This window comes from Achromobacter sp. RTa, assembly GCF_000757485.1.
Lineage (GTDB): Bacteria > Pseudomonadota > Gammaproteobacteria > Burkholderiales > Burkholderiaceae_B > Achromobacter.
This window is the reverse complement of sequence record NZ_JPYO01000043.1, coordinates 29340-42009: the sequence shown is the minus strand read 5'-3', so window position 1 is coordinate 42009 and position 12670 is coordinate 29340. Positions and strand designations below refer to the sequence as shown.

The window sequence follows — 12670 nt, the reverse complement described above, 5'->3', positions numbered from 1 at the left end:
CCGTCCTTCCAGGTACGGCGGATCCACATGACCGGACACCATAAAAACTCCGGGGGAGACATCATGCACAAGAAGCTATCGCCGTTTCTGGTCCGTGGCGCGGCCGTCATGCTGGCGCTGTCGGCCTCCCTGGCCGGCACGTTCCTGCCGGCGCGGGACGCTCAGGCCCGCGAGATGAAAATCGCAACCATCGCGGCCTCCAACAGCCCATGGGACCACGCCATGCGCGCCTTTGCCGACGAAGCCGCCAAGCAGACCAACAACGACCTGCAAGTCCACGTCTACACGGACGGGCAGCTCGGCGACATCAGCAAGATCCTGTCGTCCATGCAGCTGGGCACGCTGGACATGGGGTACTTCGGGCTGGGATCCGTGGTGCTGCTGCGCGGCGCCCAGCCGCTGAACATCCTGTATGCGCCCTATCTCTTCAAGAGCGGCGAGCAGGCCGAACGCGTCATCAATAGCGAAGAATTCGCCAGGATCTTCGACGACGTCGCCAAGAAATCCGGCGTGCGCGTGTTTGCGGCATTCGGCATCCGCTCGCCTCGGGCGCTGCAGACCGTATCGCGCGCGATCAACAAGCCCGAGGACGTCAAGGGCCTGAAGTTGCGCGTCCCCTCCATCCCCATCCTGAAAAGCACCTTCGAAAAGCTGGGCGCGCAGGTCGTTCCCCTGGGTATGACCGAAATCTATACGGCGCTGGGCCGCGGGATGATCGACGGGCAGGACAATGGCTTCGATCTGTCGATTCCGCTGCGCTTCCACGAGGAAGCCAAATTCTGGGCCGCCACCGACCACGCATACGAACTGACCGGCTGGTTCATCTCTGAACGCGTCTGGCAGGGCCTGGACGACAAACAGAGGCAGGCGCTGATCGACGCGGCCAAGGCCGGGGGCAAGGTCGCCACCAAGCTGGACAAGGAACTCGACGACAACGCGGTCAAGCTCCTGAAGGATGCCGGCGTGACCTACACGCAGCCGGACAAGGCTGCGTTCAAGGCCGCCCTCTCCACCGTCTACCAGCAGTACGAGGGCAAGGACTGGCCCGCGGGCATGGTGGAACGCATCCAGAAGATGCAAGAGTAGGCCATGAACGCCCCCATGCCCGCACCGGCCCGGACCCGCGGCACGGCGTCCGAGGGTTCCGCCTGGCGCGCCGCGGTCCTGCGCGCGGACCGCGCCGTCTGCTGGATCGGCCGATTGGCCGTCGCGCTCACGCTGGCCATGGTCCTCGTCTTCTGCTTCGCGCAGGTGCTGGACCGCTATGTGCTGAAGACGCAGTTCGACGCCTGGGACCAGATCGCCCGCATCGGCATGCTGTGGTGCGCCTTCCTGGGCGCGGCCATGGCGCTGCGCGAACGCCGCAACGTGGTGATAGACATCATCGACAGCCATCTTTCCGAGCGCGCGCGGCGCGTGCGCGACCGGCTGTTCGACGCCATGCTGCTGGCGCTGGCCGCGACCCTCTTCTACAAGGGCCTGGACGTGGTCGAGGTGGGAAACTTCCAGGACATCGTGGGCACGCCCTTCACCTATGCCGTCAGTTATGCCGCGCTGACGGCGGGCATGGCGTTCTTCATGCTGTTCCTGGCCTTGCGCCTGCTGATCCCGAACGCGCCGGTTCCGCGCGATGCCTTCGCGAGCGGCGAAGGTGAAGACGATATGCCGGGGACGCATCCATGATCCTATTCTCGGTGGTTCTGTTCATCGTGCTTATCCTGGTGGGGCTGGACATCGGCTTCGCCATGATCACCGCGGCCATGATAGGCATGCTGTTCAAGGGCGGCGGCGGGGTCGACATCGTGCAGGCGCCGCTCTCGATGCTGGGAGGCATAGACGAGACGGCGCTGGTCGCGATTCCGCTGTTCATCCTGGCCGGCGAATTGATGAACCGGGGGCGGCGTCACGCTGCGGCTCATCAACTGGTCCATGGCCATGGTCGGCCACATGCGCGGCAGCCTGTCGCAAGTGTCCCTGACCACCAACCTCGTCATGGCGGGCATCAGCGGCTCCGCCGTGGCGGACGCGAGCGCCATCGGCACCGCGATGATCCCCTCCATGAAAAACGAGAGCTATCGCCGCGGCTACCCCGAGGCGGTCATCGCCTGCGGCGCCATGCTGGGCCCCATCCTGCCCCCGTCGATCCCCATGATCGTCTATGCGGTGCTGGCCAACCTTTCGATCATCCGCCTGTTCCTGGCGGGCATCATTCCGGGCTTCATGCTGCTGGCCGGCTACATGGCCATCTGCGCCTGGCAGGCGCGCCGCCACGGCTACAAATCGCGTCCGAGGGCAAGCTGGCCCGAGCGCGCGAAAGTGACGCGCGCGTCCATCTGGGCGCTGATGATGCCGGTCCTGATCATCGTCGGCATACGCTTCGGCCTACTGACCGACACCGAGGCCGCTGCCTTCGTGGCGGTGTACGCGCTGCTCGTCGGGCTGGCCGTGTACCGGGAGCTGAAACTGGGCGAACTGGGCTCGGCCTTCTATGCCGCCGGACGCACCATGGCCGTAGTCCTGTTCCTGCTGGCCGCCGCGGGCCCGTTCAGCTGGCTGATCAGCGAATCGCGCATCGCGGCCACGATCGCCAAGGGCATACTGAGCATCTCCGACGAGCACTGGGTCGTGCTGCTCACGGTGAACGTATTCCTCATCCTGGTCGGAAAGATACTGGAGCCGCTTCCGGCCATGATCATCACGCTGCCCGCGCTGCTGCCGATCGGCGCCCAGTTGGGCCTGGACCCCATCCAATACGCGATGATCCTGATCCTGAACCTGATGACGGGCATGCTGACGCCGCCGGTCGGGATCTTGCTGTTCGTCACCTCCGCCGTGGGCCGCACGCCGATCGGCCCCATCGTGCGCGAAATCATTCCCTTCTTCATCTGGTCGCTGATCGTGCTCGCGCTGATCTGCGCCTTCCCGCCCCTCACCCTGTGGCTGCCCGGCCTGGGCGGCTAGGACGGGCGCGAGCCAGACCCTATCCGATAACTACACAGACCTACGACATGCCACTTTCCGGAATCCGCATCCTGGACCTGACCCGCATCATTTCGGGGCCTTATTGCACCTCCATCCTTGCCGACATGGGGGCCGAAGTCATCAAGATAGAGACGCCCGGCGAAGGTGATCCCGTGCGCCGCCAGGGCGTGATCAGGAATGGCCTGAGCTGGTACTTCGCGAACTACAACCGCAACAAGAAATCGGTTGCGCTGGACCTCTACAGCGAGGAAGGCAAGGACATCCTGCGCCAGCTGATACCGAGCTGCGACGTCGTGATCGAGAATTACCGCCCCGGCATCATGGAGAAAATGGGTTTCGGCGATGAAGCCCTGAAGGCGCTGCGCCCCGACATCATCCATTGCAGCATCAACGGATTCGGCACGTCCGGCCCGTATCGCGACCGGCCCGCCTTCGATTTCATCGCCCAGGCGATGAGCGGGTTCATGAGCCTGAACGGCGGCGAGAACGATCCGCCCATGCGCGCGGGCCCGCCCATCAGCGACCTGGTCGCGGGCATGAACGGCGCGCTGGGCGTGCTGGCGGCGCTGCTGCGGCGCGAGCGCACGGGCCGCGGGGATTCGATCAGCGTCAGCCTGATGTCCAGCATGATAGGCCTGCTCAGTTTCCAGGCGGCCAACTACTTCGCCAGCGGCGAGCTGCCGCCGCGCACCGGCAACGACCACGGGATCGTCGCGCCCTACGGGCTGTTCGAAACGGCGGACGGCCAGGTCGCGATCGCGCCGTCCAACGACGCCATGTACGAGAAATTCCTGGATGCGCTGGAACTGCAGTCGCTGCGCTCGCATCCCGATTTCCAGGCCAATGCCGACCGCATGCTGAACCGCGAATCGATCAAGGCCGTCATCGAGGCCCGCACCCGGCAGGAAAGCAGCCGCTATTGGATAGAGCGCCTCAACCAGTACGGCGTGCCCTGCGGGCAGGTGTTGAATCTGCGCGAAGTGTTCGACGATCCGCAGGTGGCCGACCAGGAAATGGCGATCGACGTCCCGCATCCGGACGGGCAGCAGGTGCGCATGCTCGGGTTCCCGATCAAGTTCGCCGAATCGCCTTGCCGGGCGCGCACCCCCGCGCCGTCCCTGGGCGGAGACACCGTAGCGGTGCTCCGCGAACTGGGCCTGCCCGAACCCCGGATACAGGAGTTGCTTGCGAAAAACTCCCCCTAGACAGGCCCGGCGCGGCCCATGAACGGCAGCGCACGCCAGGAATCAGCCCGCAGTCAACAACGTCCGGCAACAAGACCGGACGCGCCCCACAAAGTAATGGAGACGACAACCATGATGCTACGTGCCTTGATGTTCTCGGCCTGCGCGCTCGCCGCCTGCGCCCCCGCCGCGGCAGCCGATCCCTATCCCAACCAGCCCATACGCGTCATCGTGCCGTTCACCCCCGGCGGCGGCACCGACTTCCTGTCGCGCACCGTGGCCGCCAAACTGTCGGATTCGGTCAAGTGGAACGTCGTCGCGGAGAACCGTCCGGGCGCCGGCGGCACCATAGGCATCGGCACCGCGGCGCGCGCCAAGCCAGACGGCTACGAGATCGTCATGGGCCAGGTCGACAACCTGGCGGTGGCTCCGTCCCTGTACAGCAAGCTGTCCTACGATCCCATCAAGGACTTCGAGCCCATCGGCATCGTCGGCGAGGCTCCCCTGGTCGTGGTCGCGGGCAAGAACGGACCCTATAAGTCCTTGAAGGATCTGATCGAGGCCGCCAAGAAGGCGCCCGGCACGATCAACTATGGTTCGCCGGGAGCCGGCACCATCACCCACCTCGCCGCCGAATTGCTGCAACTGCAGGCCGGCATCAAGCTCGTCCACGTGCCCTACAAGGGTTCTGGCCCGGCGATGGCCGACCTGCTGGGCGGCCAGGTGCCGGTGATCTTCACATCCATTCCTTCCGCCGCTCCGCAGATCAAGGCGGGCAGCGCCGTTCCTCTGGCGGTAACGTCGCTCAAGCGCAGCCCCGCCATGCCCGACGTGCCCACCATCGCGGAACTGGGATATCCGGACTTCGACGTGCGCGTCTGGTACGGCCTGCTCGCTCCCGCGAAAACGCCCAAGCCCATCATCCAGACCCTGAACAAGGAATTGAACAACATCCTGGCGCTGAAGGACGTGCAGGAAGCCCTGGCCGCGCAAGGCGCCACCGCCATGCCGACCACGCCCGCGCAGTTTTCGCAGACCATCGCGGCCGACCACAAGAAATGGCGCTCGGTCATTCAGGCGGCCAATGTGAAGCTTGAATAGGCCCCACGGATTATCAAGCCCCGAATCACGGCGAAAAACGCCGTAGATCAGACGCATGCATCGCCTCATGCGTATGCACGAGCCTCCCTGGGAGGCCGCCCGCAAGCCCGCTGAAAGTGCGGGATTGCGGCATTGACAGAGCCAAACCCAGTTGTGACGATGACCCCGGTGCCACAGGTTTCAACGTGGCGCGAGTACGGGAGGTTCATCATGTCAATATCGTGTAGACGATTGGAGGATGTGATCGCGGTCTCCGCAGCGGGAGTCCAGTACCGAATCGAGAGACATCTCGTTCAGCAACCCACGACGGATCCGAATGTTGATGCATGCACTGTGTTGACCTGCCGCCTTTCCACCGGCGGCACTGTGATCAGGGAGGGGGACGGCGTGTACCGGCTCGAATCAGGGGAAATAGTCCGGGCAATAGACCGGCGCAGGAAGAAAAGCAGCGACGAAGCATGAAAGCAAAAGCCCGCTGACGCAAGCAGCGGGCTTTTTGATGATTGCGCGAGACGCCTAGCGGCCCATGCTGCGGCGCAACCGCTCGACCTCGGCCAGGTTCAGGCGCTTCGCTTCTTCTTCGGCGTAGTCCCGCTCTCCCGACTCATAGGCTCCTTCGTAGAGGCATTTGCTGCGGCTCGGCTTGCACTCGGCGCTGACCCGGGAGGGACTGGATGCCTGCCGTTCGGGCTTGCCGGAACCGGTCGACGAACACGCGGAAACCAGCGCGGCCAGACACAGTACCGCGCCATAGCGGCCGAAGAATTGAATCGACATTGCCCTACCCCTACAAAAAAGCTGCAGCCGTCTTTATAGCAAGCCTGCGGGGCTGTTCAAAACCGCCTGGGGCGTATTCCGGAAACTGATCGCCATCCGGTTGTAGGCATTCATCAGGCTGATCGCGATGGTGAGGTCGACCAGCTCCTTCTCGGCGAACACCTTCCGCGCGGCTTCATAAGCGGCATCGGGCACCCCGGTCCGGTCCACCAACGTCACCGTTTCGGCCCAGGCCAGAGCGGCGCGCTCGGCCTCACTGAACAGGCCGCCGCCTTCCGGCCATGCCTGGACCAGGGCGAGCTTCTCGATGGGCACGCCCAGCTTCACAAGATCGCGCGTGTGCATGTCCAGGCAATAGGCGCAGTTGTTGATCTGCGAGATGCGCAGATAGACCAGCGCCACCAGATCGGCAGGCAGGCCGCTCTGCGTGACGTAGCCATAGACGCCGCCCAGGGCCTTGGCGCCGTTCGGCGCAACCTGGTTGTAGTCGATTCGCTTGCTCATGGTATTCATCCTCCAGGGTTATTTGATCGGGGTGGTCAGGACCTTGTCGCCAGTGTCGACCACAAAGACCGCGAGCAACTTCGCCGGCTCGGTCTTGCTTGCGTTGCGGCTGACGGAATGGACGGCATTGGGCGGTTCGAACCAGCTTTCGCCGGCGCGGTAGGTGCGCGTCTCGCCATCATTCACCTTCGACTCGATCGCGCCGGAGAGCACGTAGGCGTAGATGAATGCGGATTTCGCGTGGGAATGCGGCACCGACGCGGCGCCGGGCGCATAGTCGACTTCCACTGTGACCATGGATTTGCCGGGGATATTGGTGATGGGCTGGTCGAAAACCTTGCTGACGGTTTCCGCCGCTTCGCCGTGGGCCAGAACGGGGGACGCGGTCACAACCGCGAGGCAGGCCCATGCAGCCGTGGCCAGGGATTTGATCTTCATGGGACTTGCTCCTTGCATAGGGAAAGTCCTTCCAATTTATTCCCTGACAAGGCCAATAAAAAGAACCAAAAATATAAAATAATCGTGTACCACGAACGAAACCGCCGCCCATGGACCTCAGTATCGACCGTTCGGCCAAGACCCCGCTTGCCGAGCAAATCCGACAAAGAATCGCCGCCGCGATCGAAAGCGGCGCCCTCGAGCCAAGCGCGCGCCTGCCCTCCTGGCAGGACCTGGCCGCCCAGCTCGGCGTTGCCCGCGGGACAGTCCGGACCGCCTACGAACGGCTCGACGCCGCGCAGCTGATCGTGGCGTCCCGCGCGACCGGAACGCTCGTGGCCCAGCGCCCACGGGCCAGGGCAAGGAAAGAGCAGCGGGCGGATCCCGGGTCCTTCCTGGAAACCTACCAGGAAATGACCCAAGGCCCCGCCTTCTTCCAAATGGGCGTACCGGCCGCCGAGACCCTTCCCAAGACGCTGCTGGCCCGCATCCGATCCCATGCCATCCGCGCGGAAATCGGCGCCGCGCCCATCTATCCGGATCCACGCGGCGAACCGGGGCTGCGGCAGGAGATCGCGGGCTACCTCGCCGTCGCCCGCGGCATCGACTGCTCGCCATCGCAAATCATCGTCACCGGCGGGTATGGCGCCGGACTGGGGCTGGCGCTTCGCGTCCTCGGCGTCGAAGGAAAGAAAGCCTGGATCGAAGATCCGGGCTTTCCCTTCGCGCGCAAGGGCCTCGAGCTCGCACGGATGTCCGTGGCGCCCATTCCCGTCGATGCCGGCGGCATCGATATCGACCAAGGGCTGCGCCGGGCTCCCGACGCCAAGCTCGCGGTCGTGACGCCCGGCCAGCAGGCGCCGCTGGGGCCGACCCTGACGCTGGAGCGACGCCTGAAGCTGCTCGATTGGGCCGCGGCGAGCGGGGCCTGGATCATCGAGGACGACTACCTCAGCGAACTGCAGCTGACCGGACGCGCCGCTCCGGCGCTGGCATCGCTCGACCGCGCGGGCCGCGTCATCCACATCGGATCGTTCAGCAAAACGATCACGCCCGCGCTGCGCCTGGGATTCATCGTCGTGCCCGCCGGCCTCATGGCCACGTTCGCCGAGGCCGCGGCCTGTCTTGCTCCGCCCCCGGGGCCCGCCGTGCAGCTTGCAATCGCCAGGTTCATGCAGGAAGGCCACTATCTGCGGCACCTCCGCCGCACGAAACGCGCCTATGCCGCCAGGATGGAAGACCTGCTGGCGCAGCTGCGCCGGCATTTCGACGCCAACCACATGATCGCGACGGGCCTGGCCGTCCTGCTGCGATTGCCCGATAGCGCGCCGGACCTCGCCATTGCGCGCGAGGCGCTGGCGTTCGGCATGTTCCCCACCCCGCTTTCGGTCTGGTACGCATCGCCGCAGGGACGCCGATCCGGACTCTTGCTGGGGGTGGCCACGTCGCCCACCCGGGAACTCGCGAGATCCTGCGACCGCCTGGCCGATATCGTTAAAAGGTTCGCTTGAAGCCAGGACCGGGCGCGTCTGCTAGTAACGGTATTCCAGCACCTCGTCGCCCGCGTCATTAAGCGCGCCGGTCGAACGCCAGCCCAGATGGCGATAAAAGCCATACGAGCGCACGGCCGGATCGGTTGCGCAGCCCAGGAACAAGCGGGTGTGGCCAAGCGCCTTCAAAAAGCTGGCCGCCATGTCCAGGACCGTCTTGCCCACGCCCTGCCCCTCGTACTCGGGCAGCAGCGCCAGCACGACGATTTCACCGGTATCCCGGTGGCCGAAGCAATATCCGGCGAGCTTGGCGCCGTCCAACGCGACAAAACCGGGGTACAGGCCCTCGGCAATTCCCGCCGCCCATGTTTCGGCGGTAATTCCCGCCTCGGCCAGCTCGGCTTCGGACACCGCATTTTCGCGGGTCATGGCGCGCAGCGTGATGCAGGCATCGGCGTCCTGCGGGATCGCGGGCCTATAGGTGATGTGCATGATTCCTCCATGGGCAGCCATTCAGTAGCCCAGGCCGAAAAGAAAAAAGGCACTTCGCTTTCGCGTAAGTGCCTGATTTCATGCTTGATTTCACTCAAATTCTGTGGGGTGGCTGATGGGACTCGAACCCACGACAACCGGAATCACAATCCGGGACTCTACCAACTGAGCTACAGCCACCACTGGTACTGCTTTCTTCGCGCTGGCTCTCTGAAAAGAGAAGCTCATCAACGAAGAGGCCGAATTCTAGCACGTTTTTCAAGACGGTGTGAAAGCGGGCGCAGCCGGCCTACTTGCCAGGCTCCGCCGCCTTGATATCCTTGCGCATTGATTCCGTCTGGAGGCTGTTTCCCACGCCATCGCCATGGACCGCATACACGCTATTTTGATCGATTACTGGCCCCATCTGGTATTTGCCATCAGCATCGTGGCGGGGACCGGCGCCGCGGTGCATGCCGCGATGACCAAACAGGACGTGCGGGCAGCCATCGGCTGGGTGGGGGTGGCGCTGTTTTCGCCGTTGTTCGGGGCGCTGGTGTATTTCGTGGCCGGCATCAACCGGATCCGCAAGACGCGGCTGTCGCAGCAGCGCGACGAGGCGATGGTGGTGGACGCCGAGCAGGTCGAGACCGCGCCGGTGGACGTGGCGCCGATTTCCGGCCCGCAATTCGCCTCGCTGAAGGTGCTGGGCGACCGGGTCAGCCGGTTCCGCCTGCTGGGCGGCAATGCGGTGCAGCCCCTGGCCGGCGGCGACGAAGCCTATCCGGCCATGCTGCAGGCGATCCGCGAGGCGCGCCACGCCGTGGCGATGCAGAGCTATATCTTCGACAACGATCCGATCGGCCGCGAAATGGCGCAGGCCCTGATCGAGGCGCGGGCGCGCGGCGTGGAAGTGCGTGTGCTGATCGACGCCATCGGTTCCAAGTACTCCCGCCCTCCCATCGTGCGCATGCTGTCGCGGGGCGGCGTGCCGGTGGCGCGCTTCATGACCAATCCGCTGGGCGTGCTGCGCATGCCCTACGCCAATCTGCGCAGCCACCGCAAGGTGCTGGTCATCGACGGGCGGGTCGGCTTCACGGGCGGCATGAACGTGCGCGCCGCCTTCGTGAGCGCCCTGGCCGGGCCCGCGACCAATCGCGACACGCACTTCCGCGTGGAAGGGCCCATCGTTACGCAGCTGATGTCCGTGTTCGCGCACGACTGGAATTTCACCACGCACGAATCCTTGCCGGCCAAGCCCTGGTTCGACCCCAGCGCCATGCCGCTCACCGGCCGCGTGCCTATGCGCTGCGTGCCGTCCGGCCCCGACCGCGCGCTGGGCAGTTCGCACAATATATTGCTGGGCGCGCTGGCGGTGGCGCAGCGCCATGTCCGCATCCAGTCTCCCTATTTCCTGCCGGACCAGACTTTGATCGGGGCGCTGGCCACCGCGGCGCGCCGTGGGGTGGTGGTGGATATCGTCATCCCGGGCAAGAACAACCTTCGGCTGGTCGACTACGCGATGACGGCGCAACTGGACCAGGTGGTGCGCACCGGCTGCCGGGTCTGGCGTTCGCGCGGCGCATTCGACCACTCCAAGCTGATGACCGTGGACGACGCCTGGGCGTATGTAGGGTCGTCCAACCTGGACCCCCGCAGCCTGCGCTTGAACTTCGAACTGGACACGGAGATCTACGACCCGGGCGTGGCGCGCTGGATCGCCGCGCGGGTGGACGAGCTGATCGGCCAGGCCAAGCGCGAAACGCTGGAAGGGCTGCAGCGGGCGCCTTTCGTCAAGCGCCTGCGCAACAAGGTGATCTGGCTGGCGACGCCCTACCTGTGACGCCCGCCGCCCAACTACGGTAATCTTGCGCGATGCGCTATGAACTTACCGATCTCCGCCTGTTTCTCGCGATCGCCGAGGCGAAGAGCCTGTCCGGCGGCGCCAACGCGGTGCACCTGACCGCCTCGTCGGCCAGCTATCGCCTGAAGAACCTGGAGTTCGCCATGGGCGTGCCGCTGTTCAAGCGGGAAGCGCGCGGCATGGAACTGACGCCTGAAGGCACGTTCGTGCTCAAGCACGTGCGCTCGCTATTGGCCGGAGTCGAGCGCATGCACGGCGAGGTCAGCGGCTTCGCCAGCGGCCTGAAGGGCAGCGTCAAGCTGTTCGCCAACAGCAGTTCGCTCAACGGCTTCATCGTGCCCAGCCTGAGCCGCTTCCTGTCGGCCAACCCCAACGTCAACATCCTGCTCGAAGAGCGTTCCAGCAATACCATCGAAGCGGCCATCGCCGGCCAGGAGGCCGACATCGGCATCTTCGCCGGCCGCGCCAAGTCCGCCGGCGTCAACGCAACGCGCTATGCCGTCGATGAACTGATCATCGCGGCGCCCTTGAACCACCCCGTGGTGGAGAGCTCGCCGGTGCGGTTCCCGGCGGTGCTGGACCTGGATTTCGTGTGCATGAGCCGCTCCAGCAGCAACTATATTTTCCTGCACGACATGGCGAAGCTGGCGGGCAAGGTGCCCAAGGTGCGCATCCACGTGCACACCTTCGACGCGGTGCTGTCCATGGTGGAAGCCGGCGTGGGCGTATCGCTGGTGCCGCGCAGCGTGGCGGCCAGCGCGCTGCGCGAAGAGCGGATCGCGGCGGTGGCCCTGCGCGAGCCCTGGGCGCTGCGCGAGCTGACGCTCGTCACCCAGGCCGGCGTCCCGCCCTCGCCCTTCGTCGAACAGGTTGCCGAATACCTGCTCGACGACCCTATCGTGGCGGCCACGCGCGAACAGGATTGATCCCCCGCCCGCGCCTGAACCTCAATTGCCCAGGCAGGCCTGCGCCGCGACGACGGTGCGCTGGATGCCGCGCTCCAGCCGGTCGGCCGTGAGGCCATAGGCGGGCAGGCGCCGCCACAGGACCAGGCCGCCCGTCTGCGGATCGATGCCGGCGGCGGCGCCCGCCAGGTTCTGGCCGAGATAGGCGTCGCCCAGCAGCTGGACGGCGGATTCCCCGTCCAGCTCCACCGGTTCCGACCCTACGGGAGCCAGCACCAGCACCTCTTCTTCCGCGGCGTCCCAGGCCAGTATCACCGCTTGCCCAGGCTGCGGCAGAAGCACACAGTGTTCGTTTTCGAGGGAGGCGGGAGGCAGGCCGGCCCGCGAGCAGTAGGCGTTGACCAGCGCGAGGAAAGTGTCGATGTTCATAGGGCGGCGCGTTCGGCGTAAGGGTCGGGAGGGAAGATCAGGCGAAATTGGCCGGCGTGAAAGCAGCCTGTTCCGGCTGCGCGGCGGGCGGCGCCGCGCCGTCATCGCGCGGCAGCTCCAGCCGGGCGCGCCAGTTGACCGCGGCGTCGCCGAAGGCGTGGATCCTTCCCTCCAGGGCCTCGCTGCCCAGCTCGGCCAGGTCCAGGCGCAGCATCAGCATCGCGTGATGCCGGGTATCGTCCAGGGCCAGCGCGCCTCCCGCGACCGAACTCCAGGAGGTGTTCCCCGCCAGCATCATGGGGTAGATGCGAGCGCGCGCCTCCGGCGCGACTGCGCCCAGGTCGGCGGCCAACACCAATACCTGTGTGTCGCCTTCGACGAAATACTGCAAGAGCAGGGTCGTGCCATCGACGAGCAGCGCGCCCGCGCCCTGTTCATCGAAAAGCGTGCCGTCCCGGCCCAGGGCCTGGGCCACGGTGGTCAGTTTGGCGGGCAGAGAAATGGACATTGCGGATTTCCTTTGAA

At 65.4% G+C, this 12670-nt stretch carries 14 protein-coding genes, 1 tRNA gene and 1 pseudogene; 9 read left to right on the top strand and 7 right to left on the bottom strand.

All coding sequences use genetic code 11. From position 1 onward, the window contains the following. Positions 1 to 63: 63 nt before the first annotated feature. From JL37_RS23160 to JL37_RS23140, 6 genes and pseudogenes are all read left to right on the top strand, one after another. Positions 64 to 1086 (top strand): TRAP transporter substrate-binding protein, encoded by a 1023-nt coding sequence (locus tag JL37_RS23160; protein ID WP_043547265.1) that lies wholly within the window; start codon positions 64 to 66, stop codon positions 1084 to 1086. A 3-nt stretch (positions 1087 to 1089) separates the two neighbouring features. Next, the gene (locus JL37_RS23155) at positions 1090 to 1683 is read left to right on the top strand and encodes a TRAP transporter small permease (RefSeq protein ID WP_043547264.1); all 594 of its coding nucleotides are present in this window, start codon (positions 1090 to 1092) and stop codon (positions 1681 to 1683) included. After that, positions 1680 to 1838: pseudogene (locus tag JL37_RS31080) on the top strand (hypothetical protein); the annotation flags it as partial. The gene JL37_RS23155 and the pseudogene JL37_RS31080, both read left to right, overlap by 4 nt. Positions 1839 to 1929: 91 nt before the next feature. Further along, a complete protein-coding gene (locus JL37_RS23150) occupies positions 1930 to 2961 on the top strand; it encodes a TRAP transporter large permease (protein WP_052097566.1) in 1032 nt (343 codons plus the stop codon). Between the two features lie 47 nt (positions 2962 to 3008). Further along, a complete protein-coding gene (locus JL37_RS23145) occupies positions 3009 to 4187 on the top strand; it encodes a CaiB/BaiF CoA-transferase family protein (RefSeq protein ID WP_043547262.1) in 1179 nt (392 codons plus the stop codon). A 114-nt stretch (positions 4188 to 4301) separates the two neighbouring features. After that, a complete protein-coding gene (locus JL37_RS23140; RefSeq protein WP_043547520.1) occupies positions 4302 to 5267 on the top strand; it encodes a tripartite tricarboxylate transporter substrate binding protein in 966 nt (321 codons plus the stop codon). Between the two features lie 516 nt (positions 5268 to 5783). Here the strand turns inward: JL37_RS23140 and JL37_RS23135 are convergent. From JL37_RS23135 to JL37_RS23125, 3 genes are read right to left on the bottom strand one after another with little or no spacing between them, the layout of a single operon-like run. Further along, positions 5784 to 6044, bottom strand: a complete 261-nt coding sequence (locus tag JL37_RS23135; RefSeq protein ID WP_043547261.1) for a hypothetical protein — start codon at positions 6042 to 6044, stop codon at positions 5784 to 5786. 33 nt (positions 6045 to 6077) lie between these two features. Then, positions 6078 to 6548, bottom strand: coding sequence for a carboxymuconolactone decarboxylase family protein (locus JL37_RS23130; protein ID WP_043547260.1), 471 nt, complete (start codon positions 6546 to 6548; stop codon positions 6078 to 6080). Positions 6549 to 6566: 18 nt separating this feature from the next. Next, positions 6567 to 6986 carry a cupin domain-containing protein gene (locus tag JL37_RS23125; RefSeq protein WP_043547259.1) on the bottom strand — a complete coding sequence of 140 codons (420 nt, stop codon included), beginning with the start codon at positions 6984 to 6986 and terminating at the stop codon, positions 6567 to 6569. 110 nt (positions 6987 to 7096) lie between these two features. Here JL37_RS23125 and JL37_RS23120 point away from each other — a divergent pair, with 110 nt between their 5' ends. Next, positions 7097 to 8497: a PLP-dependent aminotransferase family protein gene (locus JL37_RS23120; RefSeq protein ID WP_043547258.1), complete on the top strand. Its 1401-nt coding sequence runs from the start codon at positions 7097 to 7099 to the stop codon at positions 8495 to 8497. Between the two features lie 21 nt (positions 8498 to 8518). On the opposite strand, the gene JL37_RS23115 is transcribed toward JL37_RS23120, so the two are convergent. Both JL37_RS23115 and JL37_RS23110 read right to left on the bottom strand, forming a co-directional pair. After that, positions 8519 to 8968: a GNAT family N-acetyltransferase gene (locus JL37_RS23115; RefSeq protein ID WP_043547257.1), complete on the bottom strand. Its 450-nt coding sequence runs from the start codon at positions 8966 to 8968 to the stop codon at positions 8519 to 8521. 104 nt (positions 8969 to 9072) lie between these two features. Beyond that, a tRNA-His gene (locus tag JL37_RS23110) sits at positions 9073 to 9148 on the bottom strand. A gap of 184 nt (positions 9149 to 9332) precedes the next feature. Between JL37_RS23110 and cls the strand changes: the two genes are divergently transcribed. Then, entirely contained in the window at positions 9333 to 10790 is a 1458-nt protein-coding gene (gene cls, locus JL37_RS23105) for a cardiolipin synthase (protein ID WP_043547256.1), read from the top strand. 32 nt (positions 10791 to 10822) lie between these two features. Next, positions 10823 to 11737, top strand: a complete 915-nt coding sequence (locus tag JL37_RS23100; RefSeq protein WP_043547255.1) for a LysR family transcriptional regulator — start codon at positions 10823 to 10825, stop codon at positions 11735 to 11737. A 21-nt stretch (positions 11738 to 11758) separates the two neighbouring features. Here JL37_RS23100 and JL37_RS23095 read toward each other — a convergent pair whose 3' ends face one another. Together JL37_RS23095 and JL37_RS23090 are read right to left on the bottom strand one after the other, a co-directional pair. After that, positions 11759 to 12145 carry a type III secretion system chaperone gene (locus tag JL37_RS23095; protein ID WP_043547254.1) on the bottom strand — a complete coding sequence of 129 codons (387 nt, stop codon included), beginning with the start codon at positions 12143 to 12145 and terminating at the stop codon, positions 11759 to 11761. Between the two features lie 37 nt (positions 12146 to 12182). Next, positions 12183 to 12653: a type III secretion system chaperone gene (locus JL37_RS23090; protein WP_043547253.1), complete on the bottom strand. Its 471-nt coding sequence runs from the start codon at positions 12651 to 12653 to the stop codon at positions 12183 to 12185. Positions 12654 to 12670 lie beyond the last annotated feature (17 nt).

Coding starts and splice junctions, on each gene's coding strand:
- JL37_RS23135 (WP_043547261.1), bottom strand. CDS start 6,044: ATGTCGATTCAATTCTTCGGCCGCTATGGCGCGGTACTGTGTCTGGCC.
- JL37_RS23130 (WP_043547260.1), bottom strand. CDS start 6,548: ATGAGCAAGCGAATCGACTACAACCAGGTTGCGCCGAACGGCGCCAAG.
- JL37_RS23145 (WP_043547262.1), top strand. CDS start 3,009: ATGCCACTTTCCGGAATCCGCATCCTGGACCTGACCCGCATCATTTCG.
- JL37_RS23120 (WP_043547258.1), top strand. CDS start 7,097: ATGGACCTCAGTATCGACCGTTCGGCCAAGACCCCGCTTGCCGAGCAA.
- cls (WP_043547256.1), top strand. CDS start 9,333: ATGGACCGCATACACGCTATTTTGATCGATTACTGGCCCCATCTGGTA.
- JL37_RS23150 (WP_052097566.1), top strand. CDS start 1,930: ATGGCCATGGTCGGCCACATGCGCGGCAGCCTGTCGCAAGTGTCCCTG.
- JL37_RS23100 (WP_043547255.1), top strand. CDS start 10,823: ATGCGCTATGAACTTACCGATCTCCGCCTGTTTCTCGCGATCGCCGAG.
- JL37_RS23095 (WP_043547254.1), bottom strand. CDS start 12,145: ATGAACATCGACACTTTCCTCGCGCTGGTCAACGCCTACTGCTCGCGG.
- JL37_RS23115 (WP_043547257.1), bottom strand. CDS start 8,968: ATGCACATCACCTATAGGCCCGCGATCCCGCAGGACGCCGATGCCTGC.
- JL37_RS23140 (WP_043547520.1), top strand. CDS start 4,302: ATGCTACGTGCCTTGATGTTCTCGGCCTGCGCGCTCGCCGCCTGCGCC.
- JL37_RS23160 (WP_043547265.1), top strand. CDS start 64: ATGCACAAGAAGCTATCGCCGTTTCTGGTCCGTGGCGCGGCCGTCATG.
- JL37_RS23090 (WP_043547253.1), bottom strand. CDS start 12,653: ATGTCCATTTCTCTGCCCGCCAAACTGACCACCGTGGCCCAGGCCCTG.
- JL37_RS23125 (WP_043547259.1), bottom strand. CDS start 6,986: ATGAAGATCAAATCCCTGGCCACGGCTGCATGGGCCTGCCTCGCGGTT.
- JL37_RS23155 (WP_043547264.1), top strand. CDS start 1,090: ATGAACGCCCCCATGCCCGCACCGGCCCGGACCCGCGGCACGGCGTCC.